Source organism: Methanothermobacter sp. KEPCO-1 (assembly GCF_008033705.1).
Lineage (GTDB): Archaea > Methanobacteriota > Methanobacteria > Methanobacteriales > Methanothermobacteraceae > Methanothermobacter > Methanothermobacter marburgensis.
The window spans coordinates 221535-244442 of record NZ_CP042937.1; the positions used below are offsets into that span (position 1 = coordinate 221535).

Here is a 22908-nt window from a genome sequence, read left to right on the forward strand (position 1 = left end):
TTATTATTCAACCAGCACAACCTAACCTGTCAACTCATTTATTCTTCTCTTTTATCTTCTTCAACATACACAACCTAAACCTGACATTCAAACCTATTCACAGCAGATTTTCTTCAACCTATCCACGATCTCAGTCCTATCCACAGCCTCCTGTGAAGCGTCCTCCATGTCCCTCAATGTGACCTTACCCTCATGGAGGTCCCTTTCACCTGTGAGGACCACAAACCTTGCCCCGAGGTGATCAGCATGGGAAAGTGCCTTTCTGAGTTTTCTCCCTGCAAGATCCATGTCAGCCGCCATACCCACACCTCTGATCTCCTGTGTGATCCTGATCGCCTCGGGGAGTGTTGATTCATGTATGGGTATCACAAAGACGTCAACCATCCTCATGTCTCCCTCGTCCATTTCAAGGGCATTCATGAGGCGGTCAAAGCCAAATGCGAAGCCCGTTGATTCAACCCTTTCGCCCCCAAAGGTTTCAACAAGGTTGTATGTGCCGCCACCACAGATCTGTCGCTGGGCGCCGAGTCTGGGGACATAAATCTCAAATACTGCGCCGGTGTAGTAGTCGAGTCCTCTTGCGATTCCAAGGTTCACATGGTAGTCCTCAAGACCGAAGTGTTCAAGGGTATCCACAAGTTCAGCGAACTCCTCAAGGGCACTGAGGGACTCCGGGTACCCCTCAAGGAGCCCCCTGACATCATTAAGTACCTCAGGACCACCATGTGTGCCTATGAGGTTCATGAGGAGATCCCTGCTCTCGGGGGATATTTCGACCCCGTCAAGGCAGGATTCCAGTTCATCAACGTCACCCTTATCTATTATGCCCATTATCCTGTCCTGGAGTTCATCCCCTATGTTCTCCCTGCCAAGGATGCCCCTGAGGATTCCGAGGTGCCCGACGTGGACCTCGAACCCCTCAAGTCCAAGCCTCCTGAGGGACTCGGCTGCGAGGGTTATGACCTCGGCCTCTGCCAGCGGAGACCTTCCCCCTATGAGTTCACAGCCGAACTGCCAGAACTGCCTGAAGCGGCCCGCCTGGGGCCTCTCATATCTGAAGCAGCTCCCGAAGTAGTACATCTTTATCGGTTTGGGTTCACGCTGCATCTCATTCATGTAGAGCCTGGCGACCGGTGCTGTGAGTTCCGGCCTCAGTGCAAGTTCCCGGCCACCCTTATCTGTGAAGTGGTAGATCTGGTTCACCACCTCCTCACCGGATTTCACTGTGAAGAGTTTGAGGTCCTCAAATATGGGTGTTTTGATTTCATGGTAGCCGTAGGTCTCAAATGTCCTTCTGAGTACGTTTTCAACCTCTTTCCTGTTTCTCATCTCAGCGAAAAGAAAATCTCTGGTTCCTCGCGGTCTTGATATATCCATGGCAGTAATTCCTCCAGTAAAAATGATAAAGGGGATGATATGAGATTCATCATTCATAATATTTAAGGTATTCCTTGAGCATCTTGGGGAAGGATGTGGCATTCAGGAACCTAAGTCCCAGCCGCTCTGCCCAGACCCTTATACCGTCATCAGCAGCCACAACACCTGCCCCGAGCTCCTTGGCAAGAAGGAGGACGTCGAGGTCCGGGGCACTGTCAAGGGTCCCCTTCCTGAGGGCTGAACGGTACTTCTTCCTGAGGTCCTTTATGGCCTTCCCGAGCACTTCACCCTCGATTTCAATCTTATTAACACCACGGGATGCCATGATTATGGACTGTATCCCGGCCTCCCAGAGGAGGGTCTCTGAAATCCGGAGCCCCTTGTTCATCCTCTCCCTTATATCATGGACGTATTCATAGAATATCTGGGAGGGTATCTGGGTGTCGTAGCGGTTGGGTGTCTTCTTGACTATCCATGTCTCGGCCTTCACCAGGGTCTCCTCGGGGCATTCATACCGTGTCATGTAGTCGGTAAATTCCTTGTAGGTTATGGGGGGCATGTGACAGCTTATGTTGAGCTTTATCCTGCTCCTTGCGATGATGTCGAGCATGGTATCCACTGACCTGTTGAGGTCACCGTCACCCAGCATCTCCCGGAGCTGGTTATCTGTAAAGGCCGTTGTATCAAGGACAAATCTCTGCTTGGCAAGCATGTCACACCCTCCCTCTCAAGATGGGTAACTGATGGAAACAATATTTATCGCTGATGATAAATAAATATTGCAGAGGAAAAGGTGTTAAACTGAGAGATAAGAATAATTCTGAAATGGAGCCTGAAACAGGTCAGGAACTGGATGATGGTTGTGATAAACTGATAACAGGCAATACACAGCTCACGGGAATAATAGGTTACCCCCTCACCCACAGCCTCTCACCACAGATGCATAACGCGGCGTTCAAAGCCCTTGGAATGGACTGGGTCTATGTGCCCTTCCCTGTGAAACCATCAGGGCTTGAAGAAGCTGTTCGGGGCCTCGGAGCCCTCAACGTGAGGGGTGTGAACGTCACAATACCCCACAAGGAGTCCGTCCTTGAATACATCGGGGAGGTTGATGAGACAGCCTCACTCATCGGGGCCGTGAACACCCTGAAGTTTGAGGAGGAAACCATAAGGGGATACAATACAGACGCCTCTGGGTGCCTGAGGGCCCTTGAGGAGGTTACATCCGTTGATGGGTCCTCCGTCATCATACTAGGGGCCGGTGGGGCTGCGAGGGCCTGCGCATTCCAGCTTGCAGTGGAGGGGGCCAGTGTAACCATACTCAACAGGACCCCTGAAAGGGCCAGGGCCCTTGCAGAGGATATTAAGGGGGCCCTTGATATCGGGGTGAAACATGGTGGCTATGAACTCATACCTGCCTGTGTGGAGGGGGCCGATATCCTCATAGACACAACACCTGTTGGGATGTACCCCCACATGGATGATGAACCCCTCGTAAAAGCTGAACTCATGCATGAGGGCCTCGTTGTATACGACCTTGTCTACAATCCCCCGGAGACATGCCTCCTGAGGGAGGCCAGGGCAGCAGGCGCTGTTCCGGTTTCAGGTCTCAGGATGCTCCTCTATCAGGGTGCTGAGGCCTTCAGGATATGGAGCGGGAGGGAGCCTCCCCTGGATGTTATGGAAAAGGCCCTTCTTGATGCCCTCCAGGGGGTGTAACTCCTTCATTGATGTTTCAGCCAGGTGGGTAACCATTAACCCCTTCAGAAAGAGGAATATACCACATCATCCAGAAATGTTAACCCCATCCTGATCCTACTGAAAAGATAATTCTTAACATTACCGGTGATCTTATGAATGGACCTTGGGTAGAGAAGTACAGACCACAGAAACTTGATGATATCGTTGGCCAGGAACACATAATACCACGCCTCAAACGCTACGTTGAAGAGAGGAGCATGCCAAACCTCATGTTCACCGGGCCGGCAGGTGTTGGTAAAACAACAACGGCCCTTGCCCTTGCAAGGGAGATCCTCGGGGAGTACTGGAGGCAGAACTTCCTGGAGCTGAATGCCTCAGACGCCAGGGGCATAGATACCGTGAGGACCAGCATAAAGAACTTCTGCCGCCTGAAACCTGTGGGGGCGCCCTTCAGGATAATATTCCTTGACGAGGTTGACAACATGACAAAGGACGCCCAGCATGCCCTCAGGAGGGAGATGGAGATGTACACCAAGACATCCTCATTCATACTCTCCTGTAACTACTCCTCAAAGATCATAGACCCGATACAGTCAAGGTGCGCCATCTTCAGGTTCCTCCCGCTCAAGGGCCGCCACATAATCAGCCGCCTGGAGTACATCGCAGAGCAGGAGGGCCTGGAATACGAGCCCCAGGCCCTTGATACGGTGGTCTACTTTGCAGAGGGTGACCTCAGGAAGGCCATAAACATCCTCCAGTCAGCGGCCTCACTGGGTGAGAAGATAACAGAATCCAGCATCTACGAGGTGGTCTCAAGGGCCAGACCAAAGGATGTAAGGAAGATGATAATGACCATCCTGGATGGGAAGTTCATGGAGGCCAGGGACATGCTCAGGGAGATCATGGTCCTCCAGGGTATAAGCGGCGAGGACATGGTCACCCAGATCTACCAGGAACTCTCAAGGCTCGCCATGGAGGGATCCATCGAGGGCGAGAGGTACATAAAACTCATAGAGGCTGTTGGAGAGTACGACTTCAGGATAAGGGAGGGCGCCAATCCAAGGATACAGCTTGAAGCCCTCCTCGCAAGGTTCCTGGAACAGTGAGAGGGTAGATCAATGTCATGGACAGAGAAGTACCGGCCCAGGACCTTTGAGGAGGTGGCCGGGAACCAGAAGGCAATAGCCGAGATAAAGAAGTGGATCAAGGGGTGGAAGGCAGGCGAGCCCCAGCCCCCCCTCCTCCTTGTGGGCCCGCCAGGTACCGGGAAGACAACCATGGCACACATAATAGGTAGGGAGTTCTCAGACACCCTTGAACTCAATGCCAGTGACAAGCGCTCACAGGATGCCATAATGAGGACTGCCGGTGAGGCGTCAGCCACCCGCTCCCTCTTCAACCATGACCTCAAACTGATCATCCTCGATGAGGTGGATGGTATACACGGCAACGAGGACCGTGGGGGTGTCCAGGCCATAAACAGGATACTCAGGGAGAGCAGACATCCAATTGTGTTAACCGCCAATGACCCCTACAGCAAGAGGCTTCAGAGCATCAAGCCAAAGTGTAAGGTCATAAACATCAGGAAGGTGCATACATCATCCATAGCCGCGGCCCTGAAACGGATATGCCGGGCAGAGGGTATCGACTGCCCTGACGATGTCCTCAAGGAACTTGCAAAGAGGTCCCATGGGGATCTGCGTTCTGCGATCAATGACCTTGAGGCGGTGGCCAGTGGTGAGGAGCGGGTTGGTGAGGAACTCCTCAGCATGGGTGAGAAGGACTCCACATCCAATCTCTTCGACGCCGTTAGGGCCGTTCTGAAGAGCCGGGACTTCTCAAAGATCAGGGAGGCCATGAGGGTGGATGATGACCCGACACTTGTACTTGAATTCATTGCAGAGAATGTTCCAAGGGAATATGAAAAGCCCCATGAGATCAGCAGGGCCTATGACATGCTATCACATGCAGATATATTCTTTGGCCGTGCTGTGAGGAGCAGGAACTACACCTACTGGCGCTACGCCTCTGATCTCATGGGTCCCGGTGTCGCCCTCGCCAAGGAGAAGACCTACAGGAAATTCGTCAGGTACACAGGTTCATCCTCCTTCAGGTTACTTGGGAGAACACGCAAGCAGAGGAACCTCCGTGACAGTGTTGCAGGTAAGATGGCTGAGAGGATGCACATATCACCCAAGGTTGCAATTTCACTGTTCCCCTACATGGAGATAATATTCGGGAACGATGAAATGGCCTATGAGATGAGGGAATTCCTTGAACTCACAGACGAAGAGGTTAAACTGTTCAGGAAAAGGAAGATAAAGGCTCCCAAAGCTAAGAAGACACGTAAAAAGTCTGATAAGACTGGACCACTTTACACCCAGAAGAAGAAGTCCCGGAGCGCGGATAGGGGCAGTAAGTCAACTGAAGGTAAAACCAGAAAATCCAGTGATGATAAATCCCCCGGATCAGATTCCGGTGATGATAAGCCCCGTGAGAAGCAGACTTCGCTCTTCCAGTTCTCAGGGTGATCATTGAATTCATTCACCCCTTATTTTTTCCCTGTAAAATCAATTCCCCAATAAACCTCTTTTCTCCAGGCGGACACGCAGCTGCAAGATAATAACTAATCAGCCATTTTCCCCTATGAACTCAAGGGACTTCCGCATCTTATCCCTGAACTGGGGTACATTCTCATTGAAGAACTCCATGAACTCCGCCACTGTTGGGTTGGTGGTGATGGTGATTTCAGTGCCAAGCCACGACTCAATCCACGCTGCGGGTACAGTTGAAAGGGGGTATATGACCTTGGATGTTGACCTGTGATGGTACCTTATAGGCTCACCCCTCACCATATCCTCAAGTGCCGCTGCAATGGAGTGATCCAGTGTGGCTGGAAGTGCAGTGACCTCCCCTTCACCGATTTTTATGCCGTACTTTCTTGTGTAGGGCTCAAGGATCACATGGAGTGCATGGGCCATCTCACCTTCGGCCTGGATCCTAACACCCACCCTGGGCCTCAGGGTTGATGCCAGGACCCTGGATGCCCTTGAGCATATCCTCTGGAATATCCCCGACCTTACCACCCTGATCTCAGGGTACCTTGAGCTGAACTCCTCCTCCCTCCTCCTTGAGAACCTTGAGAAACGGAGGTTGTTTATGAGGACCTCACTGTCTGTTACACTCACAAACCTTGTATCCACTCCCAGCTCAGATAGGGCCTTCAGTATCTCCATTTTACCGGGCAAGTTACCATCCTCTTGATTGATAGAACAGAAGGGAACTTAATCGTATGGGTATATAAATCTGTGGTTGGAGTAATAAATATGTGGAGGTGCTCTCATGTTCGGACTCTTTGGAAGGAAGAGGGATGAAAGGGAAGTTATTGAACTTGAACCCGATGGGCCGGTGGACTGCATCGCGGATTTCACCTACAACTTCCACTGGCAGCACAGGGGTGAGAAGCTTGACCCTGAGGACAGGATCCCGGGCACATCCTGCACATTCAGGGATGTTGTTGAACACCTCAAGGGTGGAGGTGAGGTGGTTGTGAGGGGGGATGCCGGCCACAGGCTCGCATCAAGTATGGGGGCGGACCTTGCATACTTTGGGGGGACTGGCGGCGCCCTGGATGTAGGTGTCCTGACCGTTGAGGGGGATGTGGACACCCGTATGGGTATCAGCATGGTCTCAGGCACAATTTACGTTAAGGGAAAGGTTAAGGACCCGGTGGGGAACGTGGTTGAGGTTAAATCCGATAGGAGGGGGTATAAGAAGTTCCTATCAGTAACTGACATTCTCAAATCGGGCCTCAGGGGCGAAAAACCCGTTAATTTTACATTCACCCCCGGCAGGATGGTCATAGATGATGGTCACGTCAGGGACACCCTCTGCGCCAGGCTTGATGTTGACGCCGAGGTGATCCACAACGGGGACGTGGACCTATCAACCGGGATACTCATGAGGCGCGGGACAGTCAGGGTGAATGGTAACGCCGGTAAAAATACAGGTGCACTCCTCAGTGGTGGCACGGTTATCATAGATGGTGACTGTGACGACTTCTCTGGCATAGATATGAGGGACGGTTACCTCATAGTGAACGGAAATGCAGGTAAATTCATGGGGGCCCAGCGGAAGGGTGGAGTGATACTTGCAAGGGACGGAAAACCTGTCCCCCCAACTTCAGAGCACGAATTAAAGGATGAGGACAAGGAAATCCTGCTGGGGCTGGGTTTCAGGCCACAGTTATTCCATAGGTTTTCATAGAAAACCACGTACCCTGAAAAATTATATAGTCAATGAGAGAAAGGGTCAGCATGCTTGATATAACCATGACCCTTACAGACTCTGTGATCAGATTCATAGAGGAAACCGGGTATCCCGGTATAGTTTTTCTCATGGCCCTTGAAAGTGCCTGTATTCCAGTTCCAAGTGAGGTTATAATGCCCTTCAGTGGATACATAGCATGGCAGCAGAATCTGACCCTCACTGGCGTTGTAATTGCGGGTGCGCTGGGTAACCTTCTGGGTTCTCTTCTCGCCTATATTGCGGGTCTCAAGGGAGGGCGTCCCTTACTCGAGAGGTATGGCCCCTACATCATGATAACAGGTGGAAAACTCAGGATGGCCGATGAATGGTTTGAAAGGTACGGGCACGAGGCCGTCCTCATCTCGAGGATGCTGCCGGTTATCAGAACCTTCATATCCCTCCCCGCAGGTATAGCCAGGATGGATCTGAAGAAATTCGTTATCTACACATTCGCCGGTTCCCTGCCATGGTGCCTCATCCTTGCATATTCCGGTTATCTTCTCGGTCCTCGCTGGACCTCCCTGAGGCCAGTGCTCCATGCGCTGGATTACGCCATACTCATCGCCATCCCCCTGATCCTCCTCTACATTTACAGAAAGATAAGATGAAGTCTAAGGACCTGATGGGAATAAGGAATTCCTGTTATAATCTTAATTCTGGAAGCCCTGGATCCATGGAAAGGTATTAGGCCTATTGAAAAATCTGTGGAATTATGAAAAAGCCATTAGCAGAGTTAAACAGGAGAAAAACCCAATTATCATCACACGTAAAAAAAAATAAAAGTGAATGAAATTATTTTCTGAGGGGTCCAAAGTAGTAGCCAACTCCGAGAAGGCAGAAGATTCCAACTATGCCAAGAACAGCGTAGAGCTGTGTATTACCTGATTTCTCCTCTGCCTGTGGGGTTGAGATCTCATAGGCACTTCCAGGTTTCTGTTCTGATGCTCCTGCAAGCCCGGGGGATGATGCGCCTGACTCTGAGGCGGAGGACTGTGCCGGAACCCCTGCATGGGTGCCTGGAGATCTTCCTCCCCTTCCCGTGGTTCCATGGGATCCTGTGGTGGTTCCATGATCTGAACCCTGGTTGTCTCCCTGGTCTGTGTCTGTGGAGGTACCCTCACCCAGCATCTCGGATATTGCTGCAAGTTCAGCCCCTGAGAGGGATACAAGTCCCCTTGTATGGGCCTGCCTCACATAGCGTGCTATCATCTGGATGGCTGATGCATCAAGCTGTGACCTCACAGAGCTGTCAAAGAGGAATGTGTCGGCAATCCTCCTCCAGACATCGGCTGATGCCACGTCCACGAGGGCATCACTCATGAAGAGGTCCCTCACCTGCAGTGCTATTGATGCGCTGCCAGATGGTCCCTCACGCAGTTTGCCCTGGATCCATGTGGGGTTGAGGAGCGTCACTGCAAGGTCATCATAGGCTGACTCCTGGAGGGTCCTTATGATGGGTGTTCCGTAGGCTGTTTTTGCAATGTAGCTGTTTATGTTTCTCCCTGTGAGGTAGTTCACCATGAAGTTCACGGTGACCGAGACCCTGTAGAGGCAGGTTCCCTCGCCGGGGGCCCTGTAGGGCATTATCACCATGCTGGCGTCAACTGTACGAAGGAGTGACTCCAGGAGTTTCGGGCTCTGGAGGCCGCTGAGGTCCCTTCCATAGGCATACGAGTAGTAGCTGAGGTAGGTCTCTGCAAGCTCTTCGGCTGTCCAGTCATCCCGTGACCAGAGTATCCTGTCAACACCTGCACCATGGGGGTCTGCACCCGGTGGCAGCCCAAAGATCCTGGTCCTTGCAAGCCTGTCCGCCATTGCATCCGCCGCTGAACTGTTCATCCCTGAGGCCACCAGTTCACTGTAGATGCCTGATCTGAGGGTAATGTAGTGTTTTCGCACATAGTTCATCTCAGCTGACTCGTTGAGGTTAACTATCCTCTTAATTGTGTTGTCTATGACGTCCATTGCCCCGGGGATTGCCCCGCGGAAGTTGTGGAAGTCGCTTATCACAACGTCGATCCTTGGCCTTCCAAGTTCACTGAGTGGGATGATCTCTGTCCCGATGAGTGCTCCGCTCTCATAGACCGGTTTAACACCCAGGAAGTAGAATATGGCTGCGATGCTCTGGCCGCCGGTTGATATAATGTCACCTATATCCACGGCAACGGTTTCAGGGTACCTTCCACCGTTTGCCTCCCTGTGGCGTTTAAGCATCTCCTCTGCAGCCCTTGATCCCATCACCACCGCTGCGGGGTCAGGGATGGATGATGGGTCAAAGGTGTACATGTTCCGGCCTGTTGGAAGCGCTGCAAGGTTGATTATGGGGCTTCTCGCTGGAGCTGGCTGTATGAATTCCCCGTTGAGGGCCCTGAGCAGTGAGGCCATCTCGTTGCTGGCACTCATGATGAGCAGATTTCTTATCTCATCCCTCCTTGCTGTCCTGTTTGCAGGGTCAAAGGATATGATTGCATCCAGGAACCTCTCAAGGGTTTCACTGTCAGGGAGCTCCCCAAAGGTGTGGAGTCCGTAGGGCATGAGGATCTCTGTGAGCTCATGGAGGTAATCCTCAAGTCTCAGTCTGAGGACACTGAAGGGTGTTGAGTTACTCACGTTGAGCCTCACGTCAAGGCCCGCCCTCTTCAAACCATCCCTTATGAGGGATTCCAGGACGTTCATCCTGTCCCTATCCCCTGATGCCTCTGCAGTGCTGTAGGATCCCAGGAGGTCTGCAAGTTCCTGGTATACGCCGTAGAGTTCCGTCCTCATGACCGGTGGTATGAGGTATGAGATGGTAACGGCGTATGCCCTCCTCTTGGCAGGGTTTATAACAGCCTCAAGGGGGTCCTCCATCTTGAGGAGGTGTATGTTGGGGATGGATCCTATGAGGGTGTTTGGCCAGTCATCCTCTGTCATGGCATTCACATGGCCCGGGAGCAATTCCAGTGTGCCGTGCTGTCCTATATGTACCACTGCGTCGGCCCTGAATCCGTTCTGAAGCCAGAGGTAGAAGGCTATGAACTGGTGTGTCGGTGGCAGTGTACCGTTGTTGAGTGTGCCGTTCCACTTCCAGACCGGCTGCGGACCCATAAACATGTTGCCGAGCATGAAGCCGGGGATCACAATGCTGCCATTGTAGACCATGATGTTACCTGGAGCCTGACCCCACATTGCCTCAACCTGGCGCCTGAGAGTTGCAGGGAGCATTGAATACCACCTGAGGTACTCTGAAACAGGTACTGTGATGCATCCAGCCTCAACCAGTTTCCGGAGTTCTGACTGTGTCATGTTCCTGGGGTTTCTTCCAGCCCTGTTTATGAGTTCATAGATGTACTCGGGGGTCAGATTTCCGTTTCCTGTGGTGTAACCTGCTGCCCTCATTGCAAGTAGTATGTTGCTCAGACTGCCGTAGAGGTTGAGGCCATTGGTTGCCGGCATCCCCTCATCATGGGTGCTGTCAAAGTAGACTATGGCCACCTTCTTGTCACTGTTCACCTTCTTCCTGAGATTCACCTAGGCAAGTGTTCGCTCCACCAGCTGGTTTACCCCTGGCTCATAGGCCACGTATTCCTTGAGTGTGACCCCGGTTACCGGGTCCGGGTCCGATACCCTGTTACCACCTATAAGTATGGGTTCTATTCGCCCCTGCATCTCAAACATGGCAAGCCAGTAGTACTCCAGGCCCCTGAGGCCCTGCTGTCCGCTGCTGTTTATGTAATCATCCAGGGAGGTCTGCAGGAACACCGGGAGTGGACCCTGAACAGGCACGTTGAGGTCAGTGAAGAAGGTTATGGTCTGGTTGTCTGGCCAGTAACCGAACTGTACACAGGCAACGAGGGCGTCAATCACTGAACTGTTGTTGACCATGAAGAAGCGCCTTGAGGCCCCTATGGGGTCTGAACAGTAGAAGTAGGGTATCACGTTGAGTCCCTTTGCCTCGAGTTTCTGTATGAGGGTCTCATAGACGTCCATGTTACCCGAGAGGTAGTAACGGTTCAGTATGGCAACCCCCACCCAGGGGGCCCCTGGCCTGTAGAGGGTTGTGTTCATGTACCATTCTGTGTAGGCTGCCCTGTCTGTGTAAACACGTGGTGCCAGTGGATGGTAGAGGAAGTCCTCCATTCCAGGGGCCAGTTTTGTGTCGTTTGCAGTGAGGTTAACGGCCCCGCTGAGCCTCAGGACCTCCAGGAGCGTCCTCTTTATGTTCTCCCGTGAGAGTGCAGGTGCTGCGACTGGACCATAGGCTGGAAGGTTGGTCACATTAACACCTGTGACGTTGGGTTTTACAGGGCCCAGGACGAATATTCGTGCCCCTGGTTTCATGCTGGCTGCGAGGGCCTGGAAGTCGACTCCTGCATCGAATTCCGTCCCATAGCTCATCCCGGTCACAGGGTACCCGGGTCTTGTGAAGAGGAAGAATATATCCGCATTCTTCACGTCATTTTTGAACTGGCTGGATGCCGTTGAGTTGAGGTTGAAGGTGTCCATGGTGTATATCTTCAGGCTGAAGTTGTATCCGCTGGGCAGTAGGTCGTTGCGGTATGCGTCATTCATTATGGGGTCGACGGTTCCCACCACGCATCCTGTGATGAGCACCACCATGTTTGTATCCTTCAGCATCTTTGACTCTGTTGTGTTGGTATCGTTGTCTGCCGCTGCTACTGATGGAACTGAAACAATGAGCAGAATAAGTGCTATCAGGAGAAACTTCTTCATTTTTTCACCTCCTTTAAATTTTTAATAATTTGCTGATTCAATATCGTAAAGAGATTTGATGAAATTCTATTTAAATCTTAATTAAAAGATTTTAAGTATGAATGATTTAAAAAAGAAAGGGTTAAAAGTAATACTCAATTTTAAATGAAAGATGATTTCCTGTCTGGCACTCCAATAAATGATTCATCCGAGGATTATCTTCTCAAAATACTCATCCGACCCAAAAAAATCAAAAAAGACTCATCCAAGGACTATCTTCTCAAAATACCCATCCAACCTAAAAAAATCAAAAAAGATTCAATCAAGGATTATCTTCTCAAAATACTCATCATATGCCAGGTGAAAGTGCGGGAGCTTCATGCGGAGTTCATCCTCAAGTTCAAGTATCCTCTTAAACTCCTCCCTGTCTGCAAAGGCTATGAGATTCCTCTCCCATGCCTCCCTGCATCTGAGGCTGCAGGGTATGAAACCTGATGGTAGCACAAGGGCGCATTTACCCGGGGGAACCTCAAGTTCATCCACCTCTGCAAGGTGATCCTCATCAATCGCATACCTGGTGTTCTCAGAGAAGCTCTTTATGCAGCACTCAGGGTAGTCAAGGAGTCTCCCTATGTTCTCATCATCACCCCTGTACACACCAAGTTCCGTGGATATCATGGGATCCAGGGCAGGCCTCACAGGCGGATTATACCGTGAGGTTATCTCAATCTGCAGCTGTAGCCTCGACATGAGCTGGTTGAACTGAAAGTCATCCATACGGCAGACAACCTTCAGGCAGTCCCTGCATCCATCTTCCCTTATCCTCAGTATCCTCTCATAGATCCTCTCCAGCATGAAAACCACATCTACCTCTTTACGGTGTACTCAACGATGAGGTCCTCCCCCAGGGTGTAGAACCTCTCAAGTTCAAGTTTTATGGCATCAGACATATCGTCTATACCCTCACCATCAACCAGTGTCCTTGCCTCCCTGCCACCGGCGATCATCGGGGCTATGCACACCCGGACCTCATCAACAAGGCCCTCCGTTAACATGGAGTAGTTGAGGGTTGAGCCCCCCTCGAGCATCAGCCTCCTGACACCCATCTCATGGAGTCTTTCAAGGAGCAGGCAGAGGTTCACCCTTTCTTTTCCTGCAACCACAACCTCAGCCCTTTTTCTGAGTTCATTAACCCTTGATGCCGGGGCACTCTCCGAGACACCTATCACCGTTGGGGCCTCATCGTTGAGGACCCTGAAATTCAGGGGTGTCCTTGCCCTGCTGTCAACCACCACCCTCACAGGGTTATCCCCTTCCTCTGCATCAACCCTGTGTACGGTGAGGCGGGGGTCATCTGCGAGTACCGTGTTTATCCCCACCATTATGGCGTCACATTCCCTCCGAAGCTCATGGACCCTCCTGAGATCCTCCTCACCGGATATCTCAGAGCTACCTGTCTTTGTTGCAATCTTACCGTCCAGTGTCATTGCTGCGTTGAGTATAACGTATGGCCTCATGAACCTTCTCCTCCAGTCTATAGGTTTATAGCCACCATACTATTAAATTAGTGTGGAAACCATGTGGGGTTTCCAGATCGGGAGGTTGAAATATGGACAGATACACTGCTGGAATGGAGATACTTGAGAGGATACACAGGGAGTCCTACAGGAAGCTGCGTGATGAACTTGAGGATGTTGCCCCTGATCTTTCAAGGTTCGTGGTTGAATTCGCATACGGTGACATCTACTCCAGGGATGCACTGGATCTTAAAACAAGGGAACTTGTCACCGTGGCAGCCCTCACGGTCCTTGGGGCTGAAAAACAGTTGAAAGGCCATGTGAAGGGTGCCCTCAATGCCGGCTGCAGCAGGGAGGAGATAATTGAGGTCCTCATCCAGATGGCTGTCTATGCAGGGTTCCCTGCAGCCATAAATGGCGTTGCTGCGGCAGCTGAGGTTTTCAGGGATATGGAAAAATAAATTCAGATGGCCTCACAGGCCAAAAATTCTTTCTGCAGTGGATGTTGTCACCCTGTCAACATCCTCAACATCGGTTTCCTTGATCTCTGCTATTTTCTTAACCGCTTCAGCCACAAATGCTGGCTCGTTGCGCTTCCCCCTGAAAGGGGAGAGGTATGGACTGTCGGTCTCTGTAAGCATGCTCTCCAGCGGGAGGTCCTCCACAAGTTTCATGTGGTGATCCGAGAAGGTCACAAGTGTGGATATTGATATATGGTATCCGGCGTCTATTATCTTCTCTGCAGTTGATAGGCTGCCACCGTAGCAGTGAAAGACCACCTCTGGTATGCTGTGCTCGAGTACTATCTCAAGGGCCCTCTCCTCGGCGTCCCTTGCATGGACAACCAGGGGCATCTCATGTTCCTCTGCAAGTTTGGCGAAGATTCTGAAGGCCTCCTCCTGTCTTCTCCTTCCCTCAGCATCGCTGGTGTGGTGGAAATCCATCCCTGTCTCACCTATGGCCACGATCCTGTCAATGTGTGACTCTATCTGCCCTGCGACCTCCTCTATGAGTTCAGGTCTTGCCTTTGATGCGTCGGCGGGATGGAAACCCATGGTGGGGTATATGAATCCTGGATAATCTGAGGCAAGGGCAAGGGCCCTCCTGTTGCCCCCGAGTCCAACACCCGAATCTATAATTGCCCTGAGTTTTTCCTTTGCCCTTTCAATAACCTCTTCACGGTTCCTGTTGAAGTCCTTGAAGTCCAGGTGACAGTGAACATCTATTATACCGATCCCTCCATTGATAGCTTGATGGATATCAGGTCCTGTTTATATCCATTTTAGGACCTTATAGCCTTAAAAGTCGCCTGAAGCGCATCTAGGTACCGAATCTCCTCTCCCTCTGCTGGTATGACCTTATGGCCCTTAAGAAGTCGACCTTTCGAAGTTCCGGCCATAGGCTGTCGCAGAAGTACAGTTCCGAATAGGATGACTGCCAGAGGAGGAACCCGCTGAGGCGCTCCTCACCACTGGTCCTTATTATGAGGTGGGGGTCCTCCAGTCCAGCGGTGTAGAGGTTCCTGTTTATCATGTCTTCGTCTATGTCCTCAGGGTCAATGCGGCCTGCCCTGACGTCCTCGGCGATTTTTCTTGCGGCGTCCACTATCTCCTGTCTGCCATCATATCCTATGGCGATGTTCACAAGTCGATCAGAGTATCCCTCAGTTGACCTCTCAGCGACCTCTATTGCCCTTCTAACATCTTCAGGGAGCAGTTCAAGTTTCCCTACTGCCTTTACCCTGACACGGTTTTTATGGATCTTCTTATTGCTTGCTATGGCCTCAAAATTCTCCTTGAAGAGCTTCATTAGGCCTTTAACCTCGTTTTCTGGCCTTTTAAAGTTTTCAGTGGAGAATGCATAGGCTGTTACTATCTCTATCCCAAGGTCAACGCACCAGTCCAGGACCTTCTCCAGTGTCTCAATACCCTTCTTGTGACCCTCTATGGGGTCCACACTGCCCTGGAGTCGTGAGTATCTCCTGTTACCATCCATTATAATGGCAACGTGCCTTGGCATTCTCTCCCTTTTGAGGTTGCGCGATATGTACCATTCATACAGTTTGTAAAGAGGTTTTAAAGGTGACATTTCCCATCTACCTGACTGGAGTTTTTAATATTCTATAAATTGCTGATCTAATCTCTCCACCTGGTGGCAAGCCAGTGGGCGAATCTAAGTGCCCTGCGGTAACCCGCAGTGGTCTGTGACCTAGATGTGTCAACAAAAATCCCATTAAATCCAAGGGCCACAGCTCCGTGGCTTCTGGCCGTGCCAACGAGAACCAGTGATCTGAATATGAGGTTACCTGTTATCCCATCGGGTGCTATGATGACGTTGCACCCATCCCTCACGGCTTCCTCTATCAGTATATGGTAGTGCCTCACTTCATATTTATCCTTTACCATTGATGCCAGAAGTTCACCATCACGGATTGAACTGTCCACTGCAGGGGACCTTCCAAGGTCACCTGGCCGTCCCCCTGATATTATACCGATGAATGGCTCGGTTCCTGTTTTCATGAGGAAGTCCCCTGCGGCAGTGGCTATTCTGAGCCTTTCGATGACTGTTTCACCCTCATCTATCCCGACGGGTGCAAGGAAAAAACTCCCCTTCCCTGTCTCTATCCATGAAGCCCTCATCAGGGGTCCATGATTATTGAGTTCCGCCATTATACTTGCTGATGGGAGGGAACCCCTCACATAGGCGTCCTTTCCCATTCTTAACCTTTCTATGAATTCGTCCTCGGAGTAAATCAGTTCAACATCAAATTCCACTGAAGACGCAGCCCTTTCGATGTTCCTGTTCTCACCGGCACCTGCCACTATCCTCATGGGGTGACATCCTCCTTTTTTAGGAATGTTTCTTGGCCCACAGCAATATTAATATATGTGTTGAGAAGTATTAAATATTCAGTTCTGCATGATACATGAACACCAAAGTATATATAAATGGTGGCAAATTTAGGTCAACGTAAATCATGTGGAGCAGTGCTTTTCAATGTTAACTTCTTACGTGATCCAGAACCCCAGATCAGCTAAAGGAAGGTAAGAATATGGATACAAAAAATAAGATAATCCTCGGTCTCTTTATAGTTATACTGGGTCTTTCAGTTGTAACTTATGAAAACTACATCACAAACTCACAGAACGTTTTTGTGGGAGAAAAACACGTGCTGCTTCTATGCGCAGACCCCAGTGAACCAAGGCCTGGTATCGGGGCCGTTGACATGGCCTTCATAATAACCATGAACGAGGGTAACATAACCAATGTAACGGCTGTCTACCCCCACAACATGGCCCATCCAACAGCAGAACCCCCGGCTTCACTGAGGGCGCAGGGAGTACACAGGTGGCTCCTGCATGACGCCCTCTGGGAAAACGATACAGAGAAGGGTGCCAGACTTGCGCAGGAGATAGTGGAATACAATACCGGTGTGAAAACAGATATCGTCGTGATAGTGACACCCCAGGCAGTGGACGGCATCCTCCAGGCAATAGGCCCTGTATATGTGGAGGGTCAGGGTTATGTCTCAGGAAACAGCATAACATTCCTCAGGGAGGAACAGCAGCAGGGATCCGCAAGGGGCGTTGCGGTTCAGTCACTCATGAGGGCAATATTCAATGCCACAAAGGACCGTTCAAAGTACATGGCCATGGTAAACGCAGGGATACAGCAGTATCAGCAGGGAAACATCGTTGTTGTGCCCGAAGGTGCCTTCATACAGTTCCTCATATCCACAGGACTTGAAAGGGTGACCAGCTGATAAAAAACTATTTATTTTTTTGAAAAAACATCACAGGATACCTCAGTGCATGAAAAGATAAATGATTCAACACAAAACTTAACTACTATAATGTAAAATATATTGTCTGGGGGATCTCCTTGTCCGATGAAAACATGGGAAAAACCAGGGGCTACCTTATATGTACACAATGCGGGGGCTACTACCAGCTGGAAGCTGGTGAGGACCCATCTGATTTTGATTCCTGTGAATGTGGGGGCTCACTGGGATACTACAGCACACTCGAAGAGTTCTATGAAGAACCGGATGAACCAAAACCTGAAATTCCAGAAAAAAGTGACCGGAAAAGATTCCTCCTTGAAAACCTCTCAAGGAGCATAGACAATGAGGAGAGAACACTTCGGGAGATAAAAAGCGGCAAATGGTCCCTCATGGAATTCGTGGCCGAGAAGAGAATAATCGACGATGTGAAGGAACAGAAAAAGATTGTGGACGAACTCCTTGATGAGGAGATAATAGACAGCAATCTCATAACCGGTGGCAGGGGGGAGGCAGAGAGTTTCATATCACAGGTGCGTGAACAGAGGGAGTTCCTTGCTGAACGTGAGGGAAAGACGCTTAACAGCAGATTTTTAAGGACCGCCGTCACGGTTCTCCTCGTATTTGTGGTTATATGCTTCCTCTACTTCTTCATAGCCGTAAAATTCACATAAATTAATACCAGTAAAGTGCGGCTAACTGTTCATTAAGATAAGGCCCATAAAAATAAAGAAATTATTAATTCTTTAAATGGCTGAGCACATCCTCTGCAATCTCAAGTGTACTGTTTATATGATCCATTTCGTGTGCAGCGGATATGAAACAGCACTCAAACTGTGATGGGGGTATGAAGACACCCCTCTCCAGCAGTCCATGGAAGTACTTCATGAAGAGCTCAGTGTCTGATTTCTTAGCATCGGCGTAGTTTCTGACCTCATCCTCAGTGAAATATATCTGGAACATTGAAGCTGGCCCTGCAACCTGATACTCAAGGTCCATGTCCGAGAGGAGATCCCTTAAACCTGCCCTCAGATGGGACCCCATCCTCTCAAGACTGGAATACATTTTATCATCAAGTATTTTAAGGGTTTCAAGACCTGCGGTTACAGATACCGGGTTTCCATTGAATGTACCTGCCTGGTATACGCTACCAGCCGGTGCAATGTTCTCCATTATCTGCCGTGGGCCTGCCAGTGCCCCCATGGGAAAGCCTCCCCCGACTATCTTTCCAAGTGTCACGAGGTCAGGCTTCACACGGTAGTACTCCTGGGCGCCACCTGCTGCCAGCCTGAATCCTGTTATGACCTCATCAAAGATGAGTAGAATGTCGTTCTCCCTAGTTACATCTCTAAGGAAGTTCAGGTAGGCGTTTTCAGGTTCTATGCACCCGATGTTACCCATCACAGGTTCAACCAGGATGCATGCTATCTCATCCCCCATCCCATCAATGAGCTCAACCATCGCCTCCTCATCATTGAAGACCGTGGTTAGAGTATTTTTTACGGTATCCTCAGGTATACCCGGTGAATCGGGTGCAGCGGCGGCACCAGAACCTGGTTTTACAAGGACATAATCGTGGGCCCCATGGTAGGATCCCTCAAATTTGACAATCTTGTCTCTCCCTGTGTATGCCCTTGCAAGCCTCACAGCGGCCATGGTGGCCTCTGTGCCTGAGTTCATGAACCTTACCATCTCAGCACAGGGTACTCTGTCTATTATTGTCTCTGCAAGTTCTATTTCCCCCTCAGATGGTACACCATAGGTTGTGCCCCTCTCTATCTGCCTCTCAACCGCCTCAACCACCCTGGGGTGTGCGTGTCCCAGTATCAGGGGTCCGTAAGCCAGGCAGTAGTCAATGTAGCTCTTACCATCAACACTCTCAAGTATGCACCCCTTACCCCCCGCCGCAAAGAAGGGGTGTGGATCAAACCTCCTCACAGGTGAGCTGACACCACCCGGTAGAACCCTCTGTGCCCTTTCAAACAGTTCTTTCGACTTCATGATGGAACCTCTAAACATTTCTAATCCTCGATGATGCTAAGGACCCTTCAAACTTATCCTCAGGAGAACCTCTAAACCTCCACTCCCCCTGATAATGCTATAAGAGCATTTGCAGCTGCCACTGCGACAGGTGTGCCTCCCTTGGGACCCCTGGTTATCATGTGGGGTATATCTGTTTTCCTGAGGGCCTCCTTTGATTCTGCAGCCCCTACAAATCCCACCGGGACCCCTATAACCGCATCTGCATCCATTATGCCTTCAACTGTAAGTTCAATCACCTTCATGAGGGCTGTTGGGGCATTACCTATAACCACAATCCCCCTGAAGCCCCTCTCTGCAGCGTACTCCATTGATGCAGCTGCCCTGGTGATATCCCTCTTTTTTGCGATCTCCCTGACCTCAGGGTCCCTGATGTGGCAGCTGGCAGGTCTGGATATCCCTGCACGGACCATCTCAATGTCGGTGAGTATCTCGCCTGAACTCCTGAGTGAATCAAGGGCTGCATCCACAAAGTCCTGGCTGAACTCTGTTAACCTGGCATACTCGGGGTCAGCGGTGGAATGAACTATGCGCTCAACTATGGCCGCCTCCTCATCCCTGAGAGAGGCCAGGTCCTCAGATATCAGTTTCCTGACTATTTCCCTGCTCTTTCTGGCTATCTCATAGCCCTGGCCTGTGGATGCACCCATCAATGTTATCACCTAAGGTGTGAGTCTCCTCCTGTCCCTCGGGAAGAGCACAGTCTCCCTTATGTTATTCACACCGGTGAGGGTCATGTTGAACCTTTCAGCCCCCAGGCCCCAGCCCGCGTGGGGTGGCATTCCGTACTCAAAGGCTGCAAGGTAGCTCTCGAAGGAGTCCGGGTTCAATCCCTGCCTACTTATCTTCTCAACCAGGAGGTCATGCTGGTGGACCCTCATGGCACCTGAGGATATCTCAAGGTCCCTGTACATGAGGTCGAATGCATAGCTTCTTTCAGGATCGTTTTCATCTGGCATCACATAGAATGGCTTTATTGCGGTTGGCCATGAGGTTATGAAGTAGTAGCCGTCCATGACCTCACCAAGGGCCTTCTCAGCCGCCCTTGGAAGGTCCTCGCCGTGTTTCATTGGGACTCCCCTGGAGTTTACCAGTTCAACTGCCTCATCGTATTCCAGCCTCTCGAAGGGAGTTTCGGGCACCTCAAGGGTCCTGCCAAGGGTTTCAAGGGCATCACTGCAGTGCTCGTTAACATCCTCTATGACCCTCACAACCAGCCTTTCCAGTATCTTCATGACATCCTCGTGGCCAACGAAGGAGGCCTCTATGTCGATGGATATGACCTCGTTAAGGTGCCTGAGGGTGTCGTGCTCCTCTGCACGGAATATAGGTGCTATCTCATAGACACGGTCAAGGCCCGTTGACATCATCATCTGCTTGTAGAGCTGTGGGCTCTGTCCCAGGAAGGCCTCCCTTTCAAAGTAGGTTATGGGGAAGAGTTCAGTGCCCCCCTCTGTTGCAGATGCAACAAGTTTGGGGGTGTTGATTTCAAGGAACCCATTCTCTTCAAGGAATACCCTGACTGAGTGTAGCATCCTGCTCTTTATTTTAAATATTGCACTCACTGATGGTTTTCTGAGGTCAAGGAACCTGGCATCAAGCCTTGTATCTATCTCGGCCTTCACCTTCTCTGTGGGGTCAAGTGGCAGTGGCTGCTTTGATGGGTTCAGAACCCTCAGGAATGATGGTATTATTTCAAAGCCTCCAGGGGCCTTATCTGACTCCTGCACCCTTCCCCCGAATGCCACAACGGATTCCTTTTTGAGCTTTCTAATGGATTTGAAGAGGTCCTTCTCAATCTTCTTGCTGGGTGCCGTTATCTGGATGAGCCCGTCACGGTCCCTCAGGAGCACGAATATTATCCCCCCAAGGTCCCTTATCTCATGGACCCATCCCATGACAGTGACTTCCTCTCCATCCATTTCAGGTTTTATGTCCTTTGAGTAGTGAGTCCTTCTAAGATCTCCAAGTAACAATCAGATCACCTCTTGTCGCTAAGTGAATTATCAGAGTAAATTCAGGTCACCTATCAAGTCTCCTACGGAATGACTCGGCATGGGCATAGAGGCCCTCGTATTCAGCAAGACGCAGGACGGTTTCCTGGATGTTTTGGAGCCCCTCCCTGGTTATCATCTGCACCGTTGGTTTCTTGAGGAACGACTCCGTTGATAGTCCAGAGTACATCCTGGCGCAGCCAGACGTCGGCAGCACGTGGTTGGTCCCTGAACCGTAATCCCCTGCCGCCACAGGTGAGAGGTCACCCAGAAATATGGATCCTGCGTTACGGATACCCTTGAGTGTTTTTTCGGGAGAATCCGTCATTATAACAAGGTGCTCAGGGGCGTAGGCGTTGCTGAAGTCCACGGCCCCGTCAATATCCTCCGTTAAAACTATCATTCCGTATCTTTCAAGGGACTCCCCTATGATATTGGCCCTTTCCATGTATTTAATATTTTCACGTACCTTCTCATCCACACTGGCTGCAAGATCCTCCGAGTCTGTCACAAGGACACTTGCAGCCTGGGGGTCGTGCTCTGCCTGTGCCAGTATCTCAAGGGCAATGTACTCCGGGTCTGCAGATTCATCCGCAATTATGAGTACCTCTGATGGACCTGCCGGGAAGTCTATGTCCACGTCGCCGTATACCAGTTTCTTTGCTGCGGTAACAAATATGTTCCCTGGTCCCACAATCTTATCCACCGCCCCGATCGTCTCTGTACCGTAGGCCATTGCAGCCACCGCCTGGGCGCCCCCCACACGGTATATCTCATGTGCACCTGCAATGTCGGCCGCCACAAGGATAGCGTCGGGAACCGAGCCATCGGATGCCGGGGGTGTGCAGCACACTATCCTTTCAACCCCCGCTATCCTGGCCGGTATAACGGTCATGAGTATTGTTGATGGGTAAACGGCCCTTCCACCGGGTATGTAGCAGCCCACACTGTCAAGGGGCCGCACTATCTGCCCTGCGCTGACCCCTGGTCTGATCTCAGCCATCCACTCAGAGGGCATCTGAAGCCTGTGGAACTCCTCAATGTTTGCTGCAGCTTCAGTGAGCGCTTTCCTGACCTGTGGGTTCAGGTTTTCATGGGCCGCCTCTATTTCCTCCTGACTGACAGTGAGGCTTTCAGGTGAGACGCCATCAAATTTCTCTGTGAGTTCCCTGAGGGCCACATCACCACCCTCTCTCACCATTGAGATGATATCTGCCACCGGCCCCAGGACCTCATCAACATCAATCCTTGCTCTCTCAACAAGCTCATCGACTCTTTCATGATCAAATTCTATTATCCTCATGAGGATGATCCTCCATGGAAAAGTTAAGGTGAATGGTTAGTTTTATGGATCCATCACTTTTAAGAATTTGCAGACGATAAGCCACGCCCGCACATGATTAATAATTTAAAAAGTTTCAGTAATATAAAACTTTATTTATCAGTTTTAACTTAACTATGGGAAGATGAGAGAAGATATTCAGGGATATCCGCCGAT

The 22908-nt window shown here is 50.7% G+C and carries 21 protein-coding genes and 1 pseudogene; 8 read left to right on the forward strand and 14 right to left on the reverse strand.

Translation table 11 applies throughout. The annotated features are described in order from the left end of the window. Positions 1–93: 93 nt before the first annotated feature. Together hisS and FVF72_RS01085 are read right to left on the reverse strand one after the other, a co-directional pair. Entirely contained in the window at positions 94–1377 is a 1284-nt protein-coding gene (hisS, locus tag FVF72_RS01080; RefSeq protein ID WP_147670973.1) for a histidine--tRNA ligase, read from the reverse strand. Positions 1378–1426: 49 nt separating this feature from the next. Next, positions 1427–2089 (reverse strand): RNA ligase partner protein, encoded by a 663-nt coding sequence (locus tag FVF72_RS01085; RefSeq protein ID WP_048175168.1) that lies wholly within the window; start codon positions 2087–2089, stop codon positions 1427–1429. Between the two features lie 158 nt (positions 2090–2247). On the opposite strand from FVF72_RS01085, the gene FVF72_RS01090 reads away from it, so the two are divergent. From FVF72_RS01090 to FVF72_RS01100, 3 genes are all read left to right on the forward strand, one after another. After that, positions 2248–3096 (forward strand): shikimate dehydrogenase, encoded by an 849-nt coding sequence (locus FVF72_RS01090; RefSeq protein WP_147671967.1) that lies wholly within the window; start codon positions 2248–2250, stop codon positions 3094–3096. Between the two features lie 134 nt (positions 3097–3230). After that, positions 3231–4184, forward strand: coding sequence for a replication factor C small subunit (locus FVF72_RS01095; protein WP_013295510.1), 954 nt, complete (start codon positions 3231–3233; stop codon positions 4182–4184). Positions 4185–4196: 12 nt separating this feature from the next. Then, positions 4197–5609: a replication factor C large subunit gene (locus FVF72_RS01100; protein ID WP_147670974.1), complete on the forward strand. Its 1413-nt coding sequence runs from the start codon at positions 4197–4199 to the stop codon at positions 5607–5609. Between the two features lie 99 nt (positions 5610–5708). On the opposite strand, the gene FVF72_RS01105 is transcribed toward FVF72_RS01100, so the two are convergent. Then, positions 5709–6326 carry a hypothetical protein gene (locus FVF72_RS01105; RefSeq protein ID WP_147670975.1) on the reverse strand — a complete coding sequence of 206 codons (618 nt, stop codon included), beginning with the start codon at positions 6324–6326 and terminating at the stop codon, positions 5709–5711. 94 nt (positions 6327–6420) lie between these two features. Here FVF72_RS01105 and FVF72_RS01110 point away from each other — a divergent pair, with 94 nt between their 5' ends. Further along, the gene (locus tag FVF72_RS01110; protein WP_147670976.1) at positions 6421–7344 is read left to right on the forward strand and encodes a hypothetical protein; all 924 of its coding nucleotides are present in this window, start codon (positions 6421–6423) and stop codon (positions 7342–7344) included. Positions 7345–7394: 50 nt separating this feature from the next. Beyond that, complete coding sequence (locus tag FVF72_RS01115) at positions 7395–7994, forward strand: DedA family protein (RefSeq protein ID WP_147671968.1); 600 nt, start codon at positions 7395–7397, stop codon at positions 7992–7994. 184 nt (positions 7995–8178) lie between these two features. Here the strand turns inward: FVF72_RS01115 and FVF72_RS09350 are convergent, their stop codons facing one another. The 4 genes and pseudogenes from FVF72_RS09350 to FVF72_RS01130 form a co-directional block, all read right to left on the reverse strand. Continuing rightward, on the reverse strand, positions 8179–9789 hold the full coding sequence (locus FVF72_RS09350; RefSeq protein ID WP_255503830.1) for a cobaltochelatase subunit CobN: 1611 nt from the start codon (positions 9787–9789) through the stop codon (positions 8179–8181). A 75-nt stretch (positions 9790–9864) separates the two neighbouring features. Next, positions 9865–12099, reverse strand: a pseudogene (locus FVF72_RS09355) (cobaltochelatase subunit CobN); the annotation flags it as partial. Between the two features lie 297 nt (positions 12100–12396). Further along, the gene (locus FVF72_RS01125; RefSeq protein WP_013295504.1) at positions 12397–12933 is read right to left on the reverse strand and encodes a DUF483 domain-containing protein; all 537 of its coding nucleotides are present in this window, start codon (positions 12931–12933) and stop codon (positions 12397–12399) included. 11 nt (positions 12934–12944) lie between these two features. Beyond that, positions 12945–13595: a 2,5-diamino-6-(ribosylamino)-4(3H)-pyrimidinone 5'-phosphate reductase gene (locus tag FVF72_RS01130; RefSeq protein WP_013295503.1), complete on the reverse strand. Its 651-nt coding sequence runs from the start codon at positions 13593–13595 to the stop codon at positions 12945–12947. A gap of 92 nt (positions 13596–13687) precedes the next feature. On the opposite strand from FVF72_RS01130, the gene FVF72_RS01135 reads away from it, so the two are divergent. After that, positions 13688–14056, forward strand: a complete 369-nt coding sequence (locus FVF72_RS01135; RefSeq protein ID WP_147670978.1) for a carboxymuconolactone decarboxylase family protein — start codon at positions 13688–13690, stop codon at positions 14054–14056. 12 nt (positions 14057–14068) lie between these two features. On the opposite strand, the gene FVF72_RS01140 is transcribed toward FVF72_RS01135, so the two are convergent. The 3 genes from FVF72_RS01140 to mtxX form a co-directional block, all read right to left on the reverse strand. Continuing rightward, on the reverse strand, positions 14069–14854 hold the full coding sequence (locus FVF72_RS01140; RefSeq protein ID WP_370511842.1) for a TatD family hydrolase: 786 nt from the start codon (positions 14852–14854) through the stop codon (positions 14069–14071). Between the two features lie 61 nt (positions 14855–14915). After that, on the reverse strand, positions 14916–15683 hold the full coding sequence (gene uppS / locus FVF72_RS01145) for a polyprenyl diphosphate synthase (protein ID WP_147670980.1): 768 nt from the start codon (positions 15681–15683) through the stop codon (positions 14916–14918). A 47-nt stretch (positions 15684–15730) separates the two neighbouring features. Then, positions 15731–16426, reverse strand: a complete 696-nt coding sequence (gene mtxX, locus FVF72_RS01150; RefSeq protein ID WP_147670981.1) for a methanogenesis marker protein Mmp4/MtxX — start codon at positions 16424–16426, stop codon at positions 15731–15733. 221 nt (positions 16427–16647) lie between these two features. On the opposite strand from mtxX, the gene FVF72_RS01155 reads away from it, so the two are divergent. Both FVF72_RS01155 and FVF72_RS01160 read left to right on the forward strand, forming a co-directional pair. Then, positions 16648–17358: a DUF4012 domain-containing protein gene (locus tag FVF72_RS01155; protein ID WP_013295498.1), complete on the forward strand. Its 711-nt coding sequence runs from the start codon at positions 16648–16650 to the stop codon at positions 17356–17358. A gap of 119 nt (positions 17359–17477) precedes the next feature. Beyond that, complete coding sequence (locus FVF72_RS01160) at positions 17478–18050, forward strand: hypothetical protein (RefSeq protein WP_013295497.1); 573 nt, start codon at positions 17478–17480, stop codon at positions 18048–18050. Between the two features lie 64 nt (positions 18051–18114). Here the strand turns inward: FVF72_RS01160 and hemL are convergent, their stop codons facing one another. The 4 genes from hemL to hisD form a co-directional block, all read right to left on the reverse strand. After that, positions 18115–19377 carry a glutamate-1-semialdehyde 2,1-aminomutase gene (hemL, locus tag FVF72_RS01165; protein ID WP_048901183.1) on the reverse strand — a complete coding sequence of 421 codons (1263 nt, stop codon included), beginning with the start codon at positions 19375–19377 and terminating at the stop codon, positions 18115–18117. Positions 19378–19448: 71 nt separating this feature from the next. Then, positions 19449–20066 carry a cobalt-precorrin-8 methylmutase gene (locus FVF72_RS01170; RefSeq protein WP_013295495.1) on the reverse strand — a complete coding sequence of 206 codons (618 nt, stop codon included), beginning with the start codon at positions 20064–20066 and terminating at the stop codon, positions 19449–19451. Between the two features lie 12 nt (positions 20067–20078). Next, entirely contained in the window at positions 20079–21392 is a 1314-nt protein-coding gene (gene aspS, locus FVF72_RS01175; protein ID WP_147670982.1) for an aspartate--tRNA(Asn) ligase, read from the reverse strand. Between the two features lie 46 nt (positions 21393–21438). Beyond that, positions 21439–22713: a histidinol dehydrogenase gene (hisD, locus tag FVF72_RS01180; RefSeq protein ID WP_147670983.1), complete on the reverse strand. Its 1275-nt coding sequence runs from the start codon at positions 22711–22713 to the stop codon at positions 21439–21441. Positions 22714–22908 lie beyond the last annotated feature (195 nt).